The organism is Pacificispira sp., from assembly GCF_965228185.1.
Taxonomy (GTDB): domain Bacteria; phylum Pseudomonadota; class Alphaproteobacteria; order UBA8366; family Aestuariispiraceae; genus Pacificispira.
Window position 1 is genome coordinate 760,751 of the sequence record NZ_CBDDHE010000008.1, and the last position, 15,207, is coordinate 775,957.

Genomic DNA, 15,207 nt, shown 5'->3' on the forward strand with positions numbered 1-15,207 from the left:
TGGATTGGGTTCGGTATGAGTGACGATTCGACATCGGATACGGACGGCCTCGGCCAGAGCGTGAACGAGTATGGCGCGGATTCCATTAAGGTCCTGAAGGGCCTGGAAGCGGTGCGCAAAAGGCCCGGCATGTATATCGGCGATACCGATGACGGCACCGGCCTGCACCACATGGTCTATGAAGTCGTCGACAACGCGATCGACGAGGCACTGGCCGGCCATTGCGACATCGTGAAGGTCAAGCTGAACGGCGACGGCTCCGTCACCGTGTCCGATAACGGTCGCGGCATTCCGACCGAGATGCACCCGACCGAGGGCGTTTCGGCGGCGGAAGTCATCATGACCCAGCTGCATGCCGGCGGGAAGTTCGACCAGAATTCCTATAAGGTTTCCGGCGGTCTGCATGGGGTCGGCGTCTCGGTGGTGAACGCCCTGTCGATCTGGCTGGAACTGGAAATCAAGCGCGGCGGCAAGACCCATCGCATGCGGTTCGAACACGGCGACGCCGTCGCGCCGCTGGCCGTGGTCGGCGACAGCGTGGGCGAGAAGGGTACCCAGATCACCTTCCTGCCGTCGCCCGAAACCTTCACCATGACCGATTTCGACTTCGGCACGCTGGAACACCGGCTGCGGGAACTCGCCTTCCTGAATTCCGGCGTTCATATCCAGCTCACCGATGCGCGTTCGGCCGATAAGAAGGTCGTCGACCTGCATTATGAAGGCGGGGTCCAGGCCTTCGTCTCCTGGCTGGACCGGTCGAAGCAGAGCCTGCATGGCGACCCGGTGCTGATCACCGGCGAGAAGGACGGCCTGACCGTCGAATGCGCCCTGCAATGGAACGACAGCTATCACGAGACCATGCTGTGTTTCACCAACAACATCCCCCAGCGCGACGGCGGCACGCATCTGGCCGGGTTCCGCGGCGCCCTGACCCGTCAGATCAACGGCTATGCCTCCGATAGCGGCCTGGCGAAGAAGGAAAAGGTCACCCTGTCCGGCGACGACGCCCGCGAGGGGCTGACCTGCGTCCTGTCGGTCAAGGTGCCGGATCCGAAATTCTCCAGCCAGACCAAGGACAAGCTTGTCTCGTCCGAAGTTCGCCCGGTGGTTGAGGCGATCGTCAACGAGAAACTGGCCGAATGGTTCGGGGAAAACCCCGGCGAGGCCCGCAAGATCGTGCAGAAGGCGGTCGAGGCCGCCGCGGCCCGCGAGGCCGCGCGCAAGGCCCGCGAACTGACCCGCCGCAAGGGCGTGCTAGACATCGCCTCCCTGCCCGGCAAGCTCGCCGATTGTCAGGAACGCGATCCGGCCAAGTCCGAATTGTTCCTGGTCGAGGGCGATAGCGCGGGCGGTTCCGCCAAACAGGGCCGCGACCGGAAGTTCCAGGCCATCCTGCCGCTGAAGGGCAAGATCTTGAATGTCGAGCGCGCGCGCTTCGACAAGATGCTGTCCAGTCAGGAGATCGGCACGCTGATCACCGCGCTCGGTACCGGGATCGGCAAGGACGATTTCAACTTCGACAAGACGCGCTATCACAAGATCATCATCATGACCGACGCCGATGTCGACGGCAGTCACATCCGCACCCTGCTTCTGACCTTTTTCTACCGTCAGATGCGTCAGTTGGTCGATGCGGGCTATCTCTATATCGCCCAGCCGCCGCTCTTCCTGGTCAAGCGGGGCGAGCGCAAGCTGCGCTATATCAAGAACGAGCCCGAACTGGAGGCCTTCCTGGTCGCCAACGGGCTCAGCGACGCCGTCCTGACCGACGCCCATGGCGCCCAGCGGGCCGGCGAGGATCTGAGCGCCATCGTCAGCCGCGCCCGCGAGGCCAAACGCCTGATCGAGCCGCTGGCCCGGTCCTGCGGCAACGCCCAGGTGATCGAGCAACTGGCGATCTATGGCGCGCTGAGCGCGACCCTGCAGCAGGACATCAACCTGGCCGTCGACGCCGCGAATTTCGTCGCCAAGGTGCTGGACCGCCTGTCCGACGAACATGCCAGGGGCTGGACCGGCGAGGCGAGCGCGGAGAACGGTTATGTCTTCACCCGCGTGAACCGGGGCGTCACCGAACGCATCCAGGTCGACCCGGAACTGCTGCGCAGCGGCGAATCCCGCAAGCTGGACGGCATGGCCGGCCATCTGCAGGAGATCTACAGCCAGAACGGCGCGACCCTGCATATCAAGGAAGACGGCCACAAGATCACCGGCCCAATCGACCTGATCGACCGCATCGTCCAGACCGGCCGCAAGGGCCTGTCGGTCCAGCGCTATAAGGGTCTGGGCGAAATGAACCCCGACCAGCTTTGGGAAACCACCCTGGATCCGGAAGCCCGCACCCTGCTGCAGGTCCGGGTCGCCCATGGCGACGACGCCGATACCGTCTTCTCCACCCTGATGGGCGACATCGTCGAACCCCGCCGCGACTTCATCCAGGAAAACGCGCTGAAAGTGGCAAATTTGGACGTTTAGTTCGGGGGTGTGAGAAGTCACATAACCCTGGAAACTTACCTTACGGTATTAGGGTTCTGCCGCACGGACTGGACCGACGGCGCCTAACGCTCGGACCCGAACCTCGAACCCGAACGGCCTGCCGTTCGCGCACCGTCCGCCATACGCGCCCGAACGGACGATCAGGCCGACATGCAAAGCCGCCTGTTCTTGACCCTTAGTGGACAATTGCTGTGGATTTCTACAACATCTAAAGGCCGCATCGGCTTTCCCCGACACTGTTGGACCCTTAGGCAATCAGATTGGTACGGCCAATCATGGCCGAAAGCGGTGTATGCGCGACAATTGGAACCGATCTCCGACTTTTCGCCATTTGTCTGGAGTTTGCGATTGAAACCGGTTCCCCTGCATGTCCAGACGCAGTCGACGGAGTTCGGTCTGGCATCCATGGGGATGATCCTGCCTAACGTCCGCCGGCGAAGGAGCCAAGGGCCTGCCTCGCCATTGACCCGGAGCGGACAAACGCAACCAAATCGCTTCGTCAGCGATCAATTCTGACCTAACCCGCGTCTCGACTGACACATAACTCGCTTCCTGAGAGTGGGTTCCAACAAGATGCGTCTTTGAGACAATTCGATATCGGTAGGTGCCATATGTGAGCGAGGTTTCTGGCAGGCCACAAGAACTGGAAACGTCCACGACGGGGGCAGGTTACGGAAGTTTCTCGTCCGAGGTCTTCCGGCCTGAGGTGGTCGAACCTGGCGGAAATTACTCCGCCGAACCGGCAGCTGGAGTCCAAGCCATCATGAAAAGCGTCAAGTTTGTCCTCGGTTTTGGCGTTTGCATTCTTATCGTGCTCTCCGTTGGTACGGTCGGAGCGCTTGGCACGTTCGGATCCATGGAGTCGGCGCTCGAAGTGACCCGCCGACTGCAGCAGAACCGCACGAACGCGATTGCGGAAAATCTGATCGAATATTTTCGGCAGGTTGAGGAAGATATGCGCACCCTGGCAGAACTGGTGGGTGCGTCGAACCAGAGTGCCTCCGATCCCTACGCGATTGCGGTTCTCAGCGCCTTCGTCCGCAACAAGGATTACCTGTACGACCTAACTCTGGTTCGCCGGGACGGCTCAACTGTCCTTGTCTGGCAGGACGGGGATGATCCGCCGGAATCTGACCTGACCTACCGGCCGGATGGCGAAACCCTTGCATATGTGAAGGCGGGTCGCCCAGGGGACGGAACGGAGGGATTCGACGATATCTTCCTGAACGAAGACGACCGCCCGGTTATCGAATACTCCATACACGTCGCCGACCCGCAAGGTGCCCCGATCGGCAGCATTTTCACAGAATTGGGCGTGGCGACGATTTCCGGGCACATTTCCGACACCGATGACCAGGGCGGAGGATACCGGTTCGCATTCGACGAAACGGGATATGTTTTGGCGCATCCGACCTTCGCGGGTCTCGAAACCTTCGCGAAGTGGGAGGAGGTCCCCTCCATCGGCGATCTGTCGGATCCGGTCGCCGAAGCCGTCTTCGCCCTCGTTGACGGCGGTCAAACCGAAATCGGTGAGGTGACGGTGGCCGAGCGCCGATGGCTGGTCTCGGTCGCGGAAGTCGACCGGTTTGGCTACAAGAGTTGGTACACCGCAGACGTGGTCCCGCGCGATACCGTGCTTGGACCAGCGGTGGAGCGGGCACAAATGATCGCCCTTGTGGGCTTGGCGATCCTCATTGGCGCGGTTGTCTTCGCCGTGTTGGTCGGGCGCGGGATCGTCGGTCCGATCATTCGTTTGTCTTCGGCGGCGAAGGAAGTGGAGAGCCTCAACATCGTCCCCCGTGACCACAAATTCAGCGGGTTCACGGAATTGAACCGAGCCGAACAGGCGTTCGCAGCCATGTTAGGCGGCCTCGAAGTCTTTGCGCGCTATGTGCCGAAGAACCTGGTCCGTCAGCTGATCTCCATGGAAGCCAGCGGTCGCGATGTGAAAGCGACAGAACGCGAGGTCACCATCCTTTTTACCGATATCGCCAGCTACACCACGATTTCCGATGGCATGTCGCCGAACGAGCTTGCCAAGATGCTGAATGACTATTTCGAAGCCGTGGTGCTGCCGGTCAATGACCGCGAAGGCACGGTCGATAAATTCATTGGCGATGCGTTAATGGCTTTCTGGAACGCCCCTGTTGAACAGTCCGATCATGTGGACCGGGCTCTGGCGGCGGCGCTTGAGATACAATCCGTCACCGCGCGGATAAATGCCAAACGGGAGGCTGACGGCGAGCCACCGTTGGTTACACGGATCGGCATTCACACAGGCACGGTGCTTGTCGGGAACATCGGTGCCAGCGCGAGGATGAATTACACCATCGTCGGCGATGCCGTGAACACCACCGCGCGGCTCGAGGCACTGGGTAAGGACGTTGGAGAGACGTTATGTATCTCGAGCGATACGCGCGATAAGGCGAGGGGCGACTATGTCTGGCGCGAAGTCGGACGCGTGCAACTGCGCGGGCGCGGTTCCGAGACCACAGTGTTCACGATCGACTCTGAAGGCTGAAGCGGGAAGTGTCAGAGCAAATCGGATTGAGCGTTTCGGTGCTAATGACCTAAGCCCTTAATCTTCTTCCAGATTTGGGTAAGGTCCGTTCCTGGATAAATGCGGTCGCGTGATCCCGAATCTACTTTTTGGAATTACCACCCCTGCCAGACTCTGCCCGTAGAACCTCCCCAAGCCATACCGGGTCGAGTGACTGGCGCTGTTCTTTGCCATGGCGCGCGTGGGGGGCTAGTGGCGATCCCTTTGTCTATTTGTACTCTTCGAGGAATTCGGATTCGAAACACGGTCCGAATGCGGCGGATTGGTCACGAAGCTTACCACCGAACTCGCAAATGAACATGCGGTGGTCGTAAAGAACGACCGTCGCCCCCGCAGTCTGAGTTGTTAGGATTTTACCATTCTCCATAAGTTCTTTTGGGGACGGCTCGAGACTGGCTGTCATTTCATTTGCGGAGAACTCAAGGAAAGTGGCGGTTGCGATTGCTACCAATAGGATCAGTCCTGCAACTGGCATCATAAAGCATTTACGCATCTTGAAGTCCCAGGGCGAAAGGTAAGTCACGACCAGGAGGCGAAACTTTTTAGAAACAGTATAGGATCTGATCCGTCGTACGAAGCCTTAATCGGTTTGGAATTTCTAGTGTTCGGACGCGCACCCCACCCCTTGCGCCTCCGCGAAACCATGTATGGTATGGGCGACGGAAAGTAAGGGCGGATCTCGCGGCTGCGGCTCGCTCGCACCCTCGGGTTCGAGTTTACTCGAACCTCAGATGGCTTTCGGCGGAGTACAGCCAATCTATGGCCTGGTAGAGTTTCTCGACCGGCCGATGTTTGAAGTAATGGTCGCGGACTTGGTCGAAGACCGGGCCGGCCTGGCAGACTTCGATGAATCGGCGCGCGCTGAGCTGGACGCGGGCGGTGCGCAGGTAGCGCTTATGCGAATAGGCCCGAAAGGCCTCGTCAATCGTGGAGTGGCGCGACAGGGACGCGGCCAGTTCGGCACTGTCCTCCAACGCCTGACAGGCACCCTGGGCCATGTATTGCAGCATGGGATGGGCCGCGTCGCCCAATAGGACGGCATTGCGGTCGGCCCAATTCGCCACCGGCTCGCGATCCGATACGAGCCACCGCCTCTCATGCGGCAGGTGGCGCAGCAATTCATGGACCTCGGGCGCGAAGCCGCTAAAGGGAGCGGTCATGTCTTCGAGCGACCCCTCGATGTCGTCGGGCTCAAGCTCTATCGGGGAGCGGAAGGTGACCACGAGATTGAACAACTCACCCGACCGCAGAGGATAGTGCACGAAATCAGCGCCGTCGCCGCACCACATGACAACGTCCTGGCACCACAGGGCGTCGGGGATGGTGTGCCGTGGCACCACGCCGCGATAGACGACGTGCCGCGGCTTTTCCGGGGCGCCGTCACCGACGATTTTCTGTCGTACGGCGGACCGCAATCCGTCCGCACCGATCAAGGCGTCGCCTTCCACCGTTTCGCCTGATGAAAGCCGCACCGACACCCCGCCATTTGCCGCCTCGTAACCTTCGACTCGGGCGCCAGTTTGCAAGTCGATCCTTGTTTCCGCCTGACAGGCATCCAGCAGGATCGAAAGAAGATCGGCACGGTGGACGACACAATAGGGCGCGCGGTAGCGCTGCGCGAATTCCGCATTGGTGGGAAGCTTCACAATCGGCGCGCCGGTATAGCCATTGCGCATCTGCAGGGCTTCCGGCTTCCAGGCATAGGGCATTACCGGATCGGCGAGGCCGAGATCGGCCAAGGCGCGCATGCCGTTCGGTGCCAGTTGGATCCCTGCGCCCACCTCGGTGAAATCGGTCGCCTGCTCCAGGACCGCGATTTCATGGCCTTTTTGGGCCAGCGCATAGGCGATCGACAGCCCGCCGATGCCGCCGCCGGCGACAATGAACTTTCTGGAACCGCGTGTCATGGCACTTTGCTCCCGTTGCCGAATGGGAGCCGCAGCATGCGAAGCGGCATGCGGCTTGTCAACAAACTATCGATAAAAAAATGAATTACCGATAATTCAATCGTGATCCAGAGCGACCTCGTCCAGTTTTCCGCTTTCCTCGACCTTGCGGAAAGTTGCCTCCAAATGCTCGGAGATCAGGACATGGATCGTCGAAACGTCCCGGTCCATCGCGGCCTCCAGCAATTGCTTGTGTTCGGCCTTCACATCGCGGGAGATGGAGGTGATGCTGAGACAGAGCCGTCGATACCGTTCGGAGCAGATATAGGCGGTGTTGCGCGTGCGTAAGAGCCAGGGCGACTTGCAGGCTGAAACCAACGCATCATGGAACTCGCGGTTCATGTCCTCCCAGGCGACGACGCTGTCGCGATCATTCGGATCGAAGCGTTCCTGTACCCGGTTCAACTGATGGAAGGCGGCAACAATGGCGGCCTCCCAGCGGTCGTCCCCTCTCGCCAGAGCCTGGGACAATGCTTCCTTCTCCAGGAGCTTTCGAAGATTTGTCAGATCCCGGAAGTCGCTCAACGAAACCGGCGCCACCACGAATCCCCGGCGCTGCAAGGACAGAACCAGATTGTCGGATACCAGACGCGACAATGCCTCCCGCAAGGGGCTGGCGCCGATGTCGTAGCGTTCGCGCAGCATCTGCATGCGCAGGCGCGTATTCGGCGTCAGTTCGCCGGACAGAATATCTTCCCGTATGGCATCCAGGGCGGCCTGCGTCAGGGAGCTTGAATCCGGCTCCTCCGCGTTCCAGCCCGGTGCCACGCGGACCGTGGAGCGCCCTTGGTTCGGTCGGTTGGCCATTACATGCGATCCTAAACTTCTCGATAATTTTTCATATTGCCGATGAAAACAGATATAGAGGTCAGTCCGCATCCGATGTCAACGGAAAGGCCTCGAACCGCCGTGCCGCTGTACCGAGCGCGTGAGCCGCACTGTCGAGGGTTAACAATATAATCGATCAAATAATTTTTTATCGATAAAATAATTGACAGCCGATGTATGCATCAATTATCGATTGAGTGAACGATAACGATATTGGCGGCCCGGGCCGCGCAGGGACAATGCTGAAGAACGATTCTCTCGATCTGCTTCACGAGGATATGCGCGCGGCGAACATGGCGCCGACATGGAAATACATCTCCGACTTCGTGACCAAGGAGCCGCGGACAAGCTATCGCCCCTGGCTGTGGCGCTGGAACGATGTCATCCCGTTGCTGATGCGCGCCGGCGACCTGATCACACCGGAGCGCGGCGCCGAGCGCCGGTCGATGGAACATCACAATCCGGACCTGCCCGGCAGTTACAGTGCAAGCCATACCATCGCGACCGCCTTCCAACTCGTCCGTGCCGGAGAGCGCGCTCCGGCGCACCGGCACATGGCGGGCGCAATCCGCTTTGCGGCGAAGAGCCGGGGCGGCGCGGTCTATACCCGGGTCGAAGGGGAACCCCTGCGGATGGAGGAGAACGATCTCGTCCTGACACCGTCCTGGACCTGGCACGAGCATGAGAATGAGACCGAACACGACATCGTCTGGCTGGACGCCCTGGATTTCCCGCTGGTGAACCTGATGCAGGCCAGCCTGTTCGAACCGGGCGAGGCCGGCAACTGCCCGCCTCGTCCCGGCGATTTCTCTGAGCGCCGTCTGGGGTTGTTCCGGCCATCGGGCTGGGGCGACTATCCCGACACGCATCCCGTCCTCCGCTATCCCTGGTCCGATATGCGCGCAGCGTTGCTGGCCGAGCGGGACAGCGAAGGAAGCCCGTACGACGGGATCATTCTGGAATATATCAATCCGACCAATTCCGGCCCGACACTGCCAACCATGACCTGTCACGCACAATTGCTGCGCGCCGGGGAAGACACGTTGGCCCACCGGATGACGACCAGCACCGTTGTCTATGTCATCTCAGGGGTCGGAACCACGGTCATCAACGGAATTCAGTTCGACTGGTCCCCCGGGGACGTCTTCGTCATTCCGACCTGGGCCTGGCACGAACATCGATGCGGCGCGGAAGACGCGTTCCTGTTCTCGATCACCGACCGGCCGGCGCTAGCCGCGCTGGGCATGGTGCGGGAGCAACCGTTTGAAGCGAACGGAGGCCGGCAGACCGTCACCGGAACTTTCGACGGTACGTAAATCATAACAAAGGGTTACGCCGAAACCGCTTGCGGCACCGTGGCGGTCGACGCTCCCCGTATGTCTGAACGGAGCATGAAATTGGGTACCAACCGCGTCATGATACTCTTCAACTACCGCAGCCCGTTCTGCGCCCTGATCGTGGATCGAATGCTGGATCTGGGGGACCGGTTCGACGTTGAGGTGGATTGGAAAATTGCGGCGGATGTGCCCCGGCCGTCCAGCCTCCCGGTCACGCTCGACAATCCGCGCTTCGGCTATAACCGGCAGGATTGTCAGCGCCGCGCAGAATGGGCGGGCCTGCCCTGGGACCCGCCGATCGAATGGCGTCTCAAGGGTGTTCAGGACGCTTCGCGGCTGGGCCAGTATCTTCTGTCCAGCGGATCAGACGCATTCCGGCCCTTCACCATCGCGTGCAATCGCGCTTATTGGAGCCACGGCCGGAACATCAGCGACGCGAATGTGGTGCGACAGATCGCGCTGGAAACAGGGGTAACGGAAGCGGAACTGACCGCGGCCGCCGACCAGACCCGCGAGATCGACGCGCAACTCGCTTCCGTCATGGAATGGTGCGAACAGGCCGGAATCCTCGGCGTTCCCTATTTCACCTTTCGCGGCGAGGCGTTCTGGGGCTCGGACAGGCTGGAGGATCTGGAGCGCCGCTTGCGCGAAGCAGGGCTGGAACGGAATGCCGATCCCGCCGGCTTCGCCCTGCCGGAACGCCCGGTGGTGCCGGTCGCGGGACAGGAGGCGGGCTACCCGGTCGGACGCATTTTCTGCGTCGGCCGGAACTATGCCGAACATGCTCGTGAAATGGGTTTCGACGCGGAACGCGATCCGCCCTTCTTCTTCATGAAGTATCCCGAGGGACTGGTGCTGGATGGCGCCGAGATCCCGTATCCGACGATGACATCGAACTTCCATTACGAGATGGAACTGGTCATCGCGATCGGAGCGACAGTCCGTAATGTGGATGTGTCGGACGCCCCCGGCGCCGTGTTCGGCTATGCGGCGGGGCTGGACATGACGCGGCGCGACCTGCAACTGGCCGCGCGGGACAAGGGGCGGCCCTGGGAAACCGGAAAGGCCTTCGACCATTCCGCGGTAATCGGCGCGATCCGCCCATCGGATCCGGTCGATGGGCCGATCCCCGGCCGGATCGCCCTTTGGGTCAATGACGAAATCAAACAGGATTCCAGCGTCGATCAGCTGATCTGGTCGGTGCCCGAGATCGTCTCGAACCTCTCTCAATTCTACACCCTGCGCCCGGGAGATCTGATCTTCACCGGAACGCCGGCCGGGGTCGGGCCAGTCGTTCCCGGGGACCAACTTCTGGGCCGCATCGACGGCGTCGGCGCAGTCCGGGCCCGCATCGGCCCGCCGGAGTGACCCCCCGCACAAAAGAAGAGCCGCAAGGCCACAACAGCACTCGATTGTTGAAACGATAAACACCGAACAGGAGAAACATGATGAAACCATCCGTTAAAACGCTCGCCACGATGGCTGCCGCCGTCGCGGCATTTGCCATGCCGGTGGGCGCGTCCGCCGAGACCATCAAGCTGGGCCTTGTGACCACATTCACCACCAGTGCCGGTGCGGGCGGCGAAGCGACGAAGCGCGGCGTCGATCTGGCGCTGGAGATGCTGGGCAACAAGATGGGCGGCCACGATATCGAACTCCTTGTCGAGGATGACGGGCTGAAGCCGGAGATCGGTAAGCAGAAGACCGACAAGCTGATCCTCCAGGACCGGGTCGATTTCCTGCTGGGCTACAACTATTCGAATGTTCTGCTCGCGTCCTTTCCGTCGGCCGTCGAGAACGAAACCTTTATCATCAGCACCAATGCCGGACCGCATCAGCTCGCGGGCGATTACTGCAATCCGTGGTTCTTCGCGGTCGGCTTTCAGAACGGTCAGGCGCCCGCCGCGGTCGGTCATGTCCTGAACGAGGCCGGGACCAAGTCGATCTATGCGCTGGCCCCCAACTACGCCGCGGGCAAGGACATGGTGGAAGGCGTGATTTCCACCTTCGAAGGCGAGGTCGTCGGCACGTCGATGACGAAATGGCCGGATCAGCTGGATTTCTCGAGTGAACTGGCCAGCGTCCGGGCCGCCGATCCCGAAGCGGTCTTTGTCTTCTACCCGCCGGCGCACGCCTTGCAGTTCGTAACCCAATATCAGCAGGCCGGCCTGAAGGACACGATCCCGCTTTACTCGGTCTACACCTTCGACGCATTGACGATCCCGAGTATCGGTGAGCCCGCCATTGGCGCCCAGATGGCGCTGTTCTGGTCGATCGACCTGGAGAACGAGGCAAACCGGACATTCGTGGAAGCCTTCCGGGCCAAGTACGACCGGAACCCGTCGAACTTTGCGGCGACGGCCTATGACACGGTGATGCTGATCGACAGCGTCGTCCGCAAGCTGGACGGCGACATGAGCGACAAGGATGCGGTACGCGAAGCGCTGAAGGCAGCGGATTTCAATTCAGTGCGGGGCAACTTCCGGTTCGGCAACAACCACTTCCCGATCCACGATTTCTATCAGATCGAAGTGGTGCAAGGGGCAGACGGTGAGTTGACCACCAAGATTGTGAAGAAGGTCCTGTCGGACTTCCAGGACGTCTACGCCGGCAATTGCTCGATGAACTGATCCGGTTCGGCCCCGCCGCCACAAAGGCGGGGCCGACCACCCGGCTTCCCTGGAGATCTCGATGCCTGACACCGCAACGCTTCTGTTTCTCGAACAATCGCTCAACGCGCTGCAGTTCGGAATGATGCTGTTCATGATCACCGCCGGCCTGACGCTGGTTTTCGGGATCATGGATCTCGTCAACCTGGCCCACGGCTCCCAGTTCATGTTCGGCGCCTTCATCGCGGCATGGGTCGCGGGTGAGACGGGAAACTTCTATCTCGCTGTCGTGGTGGCGATCGTGCTGACGATGGCGCTTGGCTTCCTGATGGAGGTCACCGTTCTGCGCCATTTCTACAAGCGCCATCACCTCGACCAGGTCTTGGTCACTTTCGGGTTCATTCTCATCCTCAACGAGGTCGCGCGGGCGCTTTGGGGCGCGCAGGGTCTTTCTCTCGCCCTGCCTGATGCGCTGAACCGTTCGGTGCCCCTGCTGCCGGGGCTCGATTACTCGCTCTATCGCTTTGTCTTCATCGTCTGCGGAATCGTCGTCTCGATCTTTCTTTATGTGCTGATTGTCAAGACGAGGGTCGGAATGCTGATCCGAGCCGGGGCCAGTGATCGCGATATGGTTCGGGGGCTGGGTGTCAATATCGGGCTGCTGTTCACCTTTGTCTTCGGGCTCGGCGCGGCGCTGGCCGGACTGTCCGGCGCGCTGGCCGCACCGATCATGTCTGCAACGATCGGAATGGGCGAACCGATCCTGATTATCGCCTTCGTGGTGATCGTTCTGGGCGGGGTCGGCAATGTCAAAGGCGCCTTCTGGGCGGCGCTGCTGATCGGGTTCATTGACACTTTGGGCCGATCCTACATGGCAGCGATCATCTCCTTCCTGGCCGGCGATTCCGTCTCCGCCGCGTTGGCCCCGTCCCTGTCGGGCATGCTGATCTATCTATTGATGGCGTGCGTGCTGGTCGTGCGACCAGAGGGCCTTTTTGCACGGAGGGCCGGTTGATGCGCAAACAGCTTGTGTCCTTTGCGATTCTGATCGGTCTGCTCTGCGCCGTTCCGCCTATCGCCTATTGGCTGGACGATCTCTTCCTGCTGTCGCTGGCCTCGCGTTGCCTGATCCTGGCCTCGGCGGCGGTCGCTACCAATCTGATCATGGGGTATGGCGGTTTGATCAGTCTGGGCCATGCCGTTTTCATCGGCATCGGCGGATATGTCGTCGGGATCGCCAGCCACCACGCCTTCAATGACGGCATGACCTGGCTGTCGAACGGGTTCCTGCAGTTGGTCGCCGTCCTGGTGCTGTCCGTTCTGGTCGCGCTGTTCGTCGGCCTGGTCAGCCTGCGCACCAAAGGCATCTACTTTCTGATGATCACCCTGGCGATCGGGCAGATGTTCTATCTGGCCGCCGTCGGCGCCTATGACTATGGCGGAGACGATGGCATGACGGTCTTCGCGAAGAGCCGGTTCCTGGGGCAGGCACTCAGCGGACACTATCTGATCTACTGGGTGTCGGCGGCCTATCTGACGGCGTCCATGTTCCTGGTCGCCCGGCTGTCGAGTTCCCGTTTCGGATTGGTCCTGCGTTCCGCGAAGGTCAACGAGGCCCGAACCCGTGCCATGGGGTATGAGCCGTTCCGGGTCCGCCTTGTCGCATTCACCGTCGCTGGGGTCATCGCCGGCGGGGCCGGGTTCCTAATGGCGAACCATGCCGGTTTCGTCAGTCCCGCGATGCTGCATTGGACACGCTCCGGCGACTTGATCGTCATGGTCGTCCTCGGCGGCCTCGGCAGCGTGTTCGGACCTCTGGCCGGGACGGTTGCCTTCCTGGCGCTGGAAGAGGTGCTATCCGGCATCACCGAATACTGGGCCATCCCGGTCGGCGCCATCCTGATCGCTGTCGCGCTTTACACGCCGCAGGGCGTGATGGGCCTGCTGTCCAGGAGGCGCAATCATGGTTGAACCCATTCTCTCGGTTGAAGGTCTCAACAAGCGGTTCGGCGGTCTTGCCGCGACCGACAATGTATCGTTGAGCGTTCCACCAGGAACGCTGCACGCGATCATCGGACCGAATGGAGCCGGAAAGACGACGCTGATTGCGCAGCTGATGGGCGCCTTACGGCCGGATTCGGGCCGGATCGTTTTTCAGGGCGAGGACGTAACCGCACTGGCGACGCCGGCGCGTGTCCGGCTCGGTATGGCGCGGTCGTATCAGGTGACCAGCCTGTGCCCGGATTTCAGCGTGCTCGAAAACGTGCTTCTGGCCAGTCAGCTTCGCGATGGTGGTTGGCTGAGTTTCTGGCGGCCGGCCATCGCCTATCCGCGGGCGCGCAGCCGGGCCATGGAGGAATTGTCGAAGGTAGGGCTCGCGGATCGATCCGACCGGCTTGCCGGCGAACTGTCCCATGGCGAGCAGCGCCAGCTTGAGGTCGCGATGGCATTGGCGTCGGACCCGGTTCTGATGCTTCTCGACGAACCGCTGGCCGGATTGGGGCGAGACGAGGCGGATGGCATGGTGTCCCTGCTTCACTCCCTGAAGGGGCATGTCACCATGCTGTTGATCGAACATGACATGGAGGCTGTTTTCGCCTTGGCGGATTGCGTCAGTGTGTTGAGCTTCGGCCGCATCATCGCCTCCGGAACGGTTAATGATATCCGCAAGGACCCCAACGTCCGCGACGCCTATCTGGGAACGGAGGGCGAGGCCCATGCTTGAGGTCGAAAATCTCGGTGTAGCCTATGGCCGCAGCAAGGTACTGCATTCGATTTCACTGACCGTCGGGGCGGGCGAAGTCGTGACCCTGATGGGTCGCAACGGCATGGGCAAGTCGACAACGGTCATGTCGATCCTGGGCCTGAAGGACAAGCTGCACGGCAATGTCCGGTTCGATGGCAAGGACATCACAGGGCTGCCGGCCCACCGGGTCGCGGGCTTGGGGATCGGGCTCGTACCCGAAGGACGCCGCGTCTTTCCGAACTTGACGGTGGAGGAGAACCTGCTGGCGACACGGCGGCCGGGACCGTGGGACCTGAACCGCGTGCACGGCCTGTTTCCGCGGCTCAGCGAACGGGCACGCAACATGGGCAACCAACTGTCCGGCGGCGAACAACAGATGCTCGCCATCGGCCGGGCACTGATGCTGAACCCGCGCCTTCTGATCCTCGATGAAGCGACCGAGGGCCTGGCGCCGGTCGTTCGGGAGGAAATCTGGAGCAGCTTGGAGACGCTGAAGCGCGAGGGGCAGTCGATCCTGGTCATCGACAAGCATATCGACCGGCTGCGCCAACTGGCGAACCGGCACTATGTCGTCGAGAAAGGCCGCATCGCCTGGAGCGGCGACACCACGGCGCTGGCCGCCGAACGGGACAAGGTCGAAATTCTGATCAGTGTGTGACGGAGCACCGGGCAGCAATCGTGGCATGAA

The 15,207-nt window shown here is 61.1% G+C and carries 11 protein-coding genes; 9 read left to right on the forward strand and 2 right to left on the reverse strand.

Annotation, left to right across the window (positions count from 1 at the left end):
- The first annotated feature begins 15 nt into the window (after positions 1 to 15).
- Together gyrB and ACO06O_RS18405 are read left to right on the forward strand one after the other, a co-directional pair.
- Entirely contained in the window at positions 16 to 2,472 is a 2,457-nt protein-coding gene (gene gyrB, locus ACO06O_RS18400) for a DNA topoisomerase (ATP-hydrolyzing) subunit B (RefSeq protein ID WP_421883144.1), read from the forward strand.
- A gap of 784 nt (positions 2,473 to 3,256) precedes the next feature.
- Positions 3,257 to 5,014 carry an adenylate/guanylate cyclase domain-containing protein gene (locus ACO06O_RS18405; protein ID WP_421883147.1) on the forward strand — a complete coding sequence of 586 codons (1,758 nt, stop codon included), beginning with the start codon at positions 3,257 to 3,259 and terminating at the stop codon, positions 5,012 to 5,014.
- Positions 5,015 to 5,769: 755 nt separating this feature from the next.
- On the opposite strand, the gene ACO06O_RS18410 is transcribed toward ACO06O_RS18405, so the two are convergent.
- Together ACO06O_RS18410 and ACO06O_RS18415 are read right to left on the reverse strand one after the other, a co-directional pair.
- A complete protein-coding gene (locus ACO06O_RS18410; protein WP_421883150.1) occupies positions 5,770 to 6,960 on the reverse strand; it encodes an FAD-dependent monooxygenase in 1,191 nt (396 codons plus the stop codon).
- 96 nt (positions 6,961 to 7,056) lie between these two features.
- A complete protein-coding gene (locus ACO06O_RS18415; protein ID WP_421883153.1) occupies positions 7,057 to 7,806 on the reverse strand; it encodes a GntR family transcriptional regulator in 750 nt (249 codons plus the stop codon).
- 260 nt (positions 7,807 to 8,066) lie between these two features.
- On the opposite strand from ACO06O_RS18415, the gene mabB reads away from it, so the two are divergent.
- The 7 genes from mabB to ACO06O_RS18450 all read left to right on the forward strand — a co-directional run bounded on the left by mabB (position 8,067) and on the right by ACO06O_RS18450 (position 15,177).
- Positions 8,067 to 9,143, forward strand: coding sequence for a 5-aminosalicylate 1,2-dioxygenase (gene mabB / locus ACO06O_RS18420; protein ID WP_421883156.1), 1,077 nt, complete (start codon positions 8,067 to 8,069; stop codon positions 9,141 to 9,143).
- A 75-nt stretch (positions 9,144 to 9,218) separates the two neighbouring features.
- Positions 9,219 to 10,532: a fumarylacetoacetate hydrolase family protein gene (locus ACO06O_RS18425; RefSeq protein ID WP_421883159.1), complete on the forward strand. Its 1,314-nt coding sequence runs from the start codon at positions 9,219 to 9,221 to the stop codon at positions 10,530 to 10,532.
- Between the two features lie 77 nt (positions 10,533 to 10,609).
- Positions 10,610 to 11,794 (forward strand): ABC transporter substrate-binding protein, encoded by a 1,185-nt coding sequence (locus ACO06O_RS18430; RefSeq protein WP_421883161.1) that lies wholly within the window; start codon positions 10,610 to 10,612, stop codon positions 11,792 to 11,794.
- A 61-nt stretch (positions 11,795 to 11,855) separates the two neighbouring features.
- On the forward strand, positions 11,856 to 12,788 hold the full coding sequence (locus ACO06O_RS18435) for a branched-chain amino acid ABC transporter permease (RefSeq protein ID WP_420417541.1): 933 nt from the start codon (positions 11,856 to 11,858) through the stop codon (positions 12,786 to 12,788).
- On the forward strand, positions 12,788 to 13,744 hold the full coding sequence (locus ACO06O_RS18440) for a branched-chain amino acid ABC transporter permease (protein WP_420417542.1): 957 nt from the start codon (positions 12,788 to 12,790) through the stop codon (positions 13,742 to 13,744). Before ACO06O_RS18435 ends, ACO06O_RS18440 begins: the two co-directional genes overlap by 1 nt.
- Positions 13,737 to 14,498 carry an ABC transporter ATP-binding protein gene (locus ACO06O_RS18445; RefSeq protein WP_421883164.1) on the forward strand — a complete coding sequence of 254 codons (762 nt, stop codon included), beginning with the start codon at positions 13,737 to 13,739 and terminating at the stop codon, positions 14,496 to 14,498. The genes ACO06O_RS18440 and ACO06O_RS18445 overlap by 8 nt, the downstream gene beginning before the upstream one ends.
- Positions 14,491 to 15,177: an ABC transporter ATP-binding protein gene (locus tag ACO06O_RS18450; protein WP_420417544.1), complete on the forward strand. Its 687-nt coding sequence runs from the start codon at positions 14,491 to 14,493 to the stop codon at positions 15,175 to 15,177. The genes ACO06O_RS18445 and ACO06O_RS18450 overlap by 8 nt, the downstream gene beginning before the upstream one ends.
- Positions 15,178 to 15,207 lie beyond the last annotated feature (30 nt).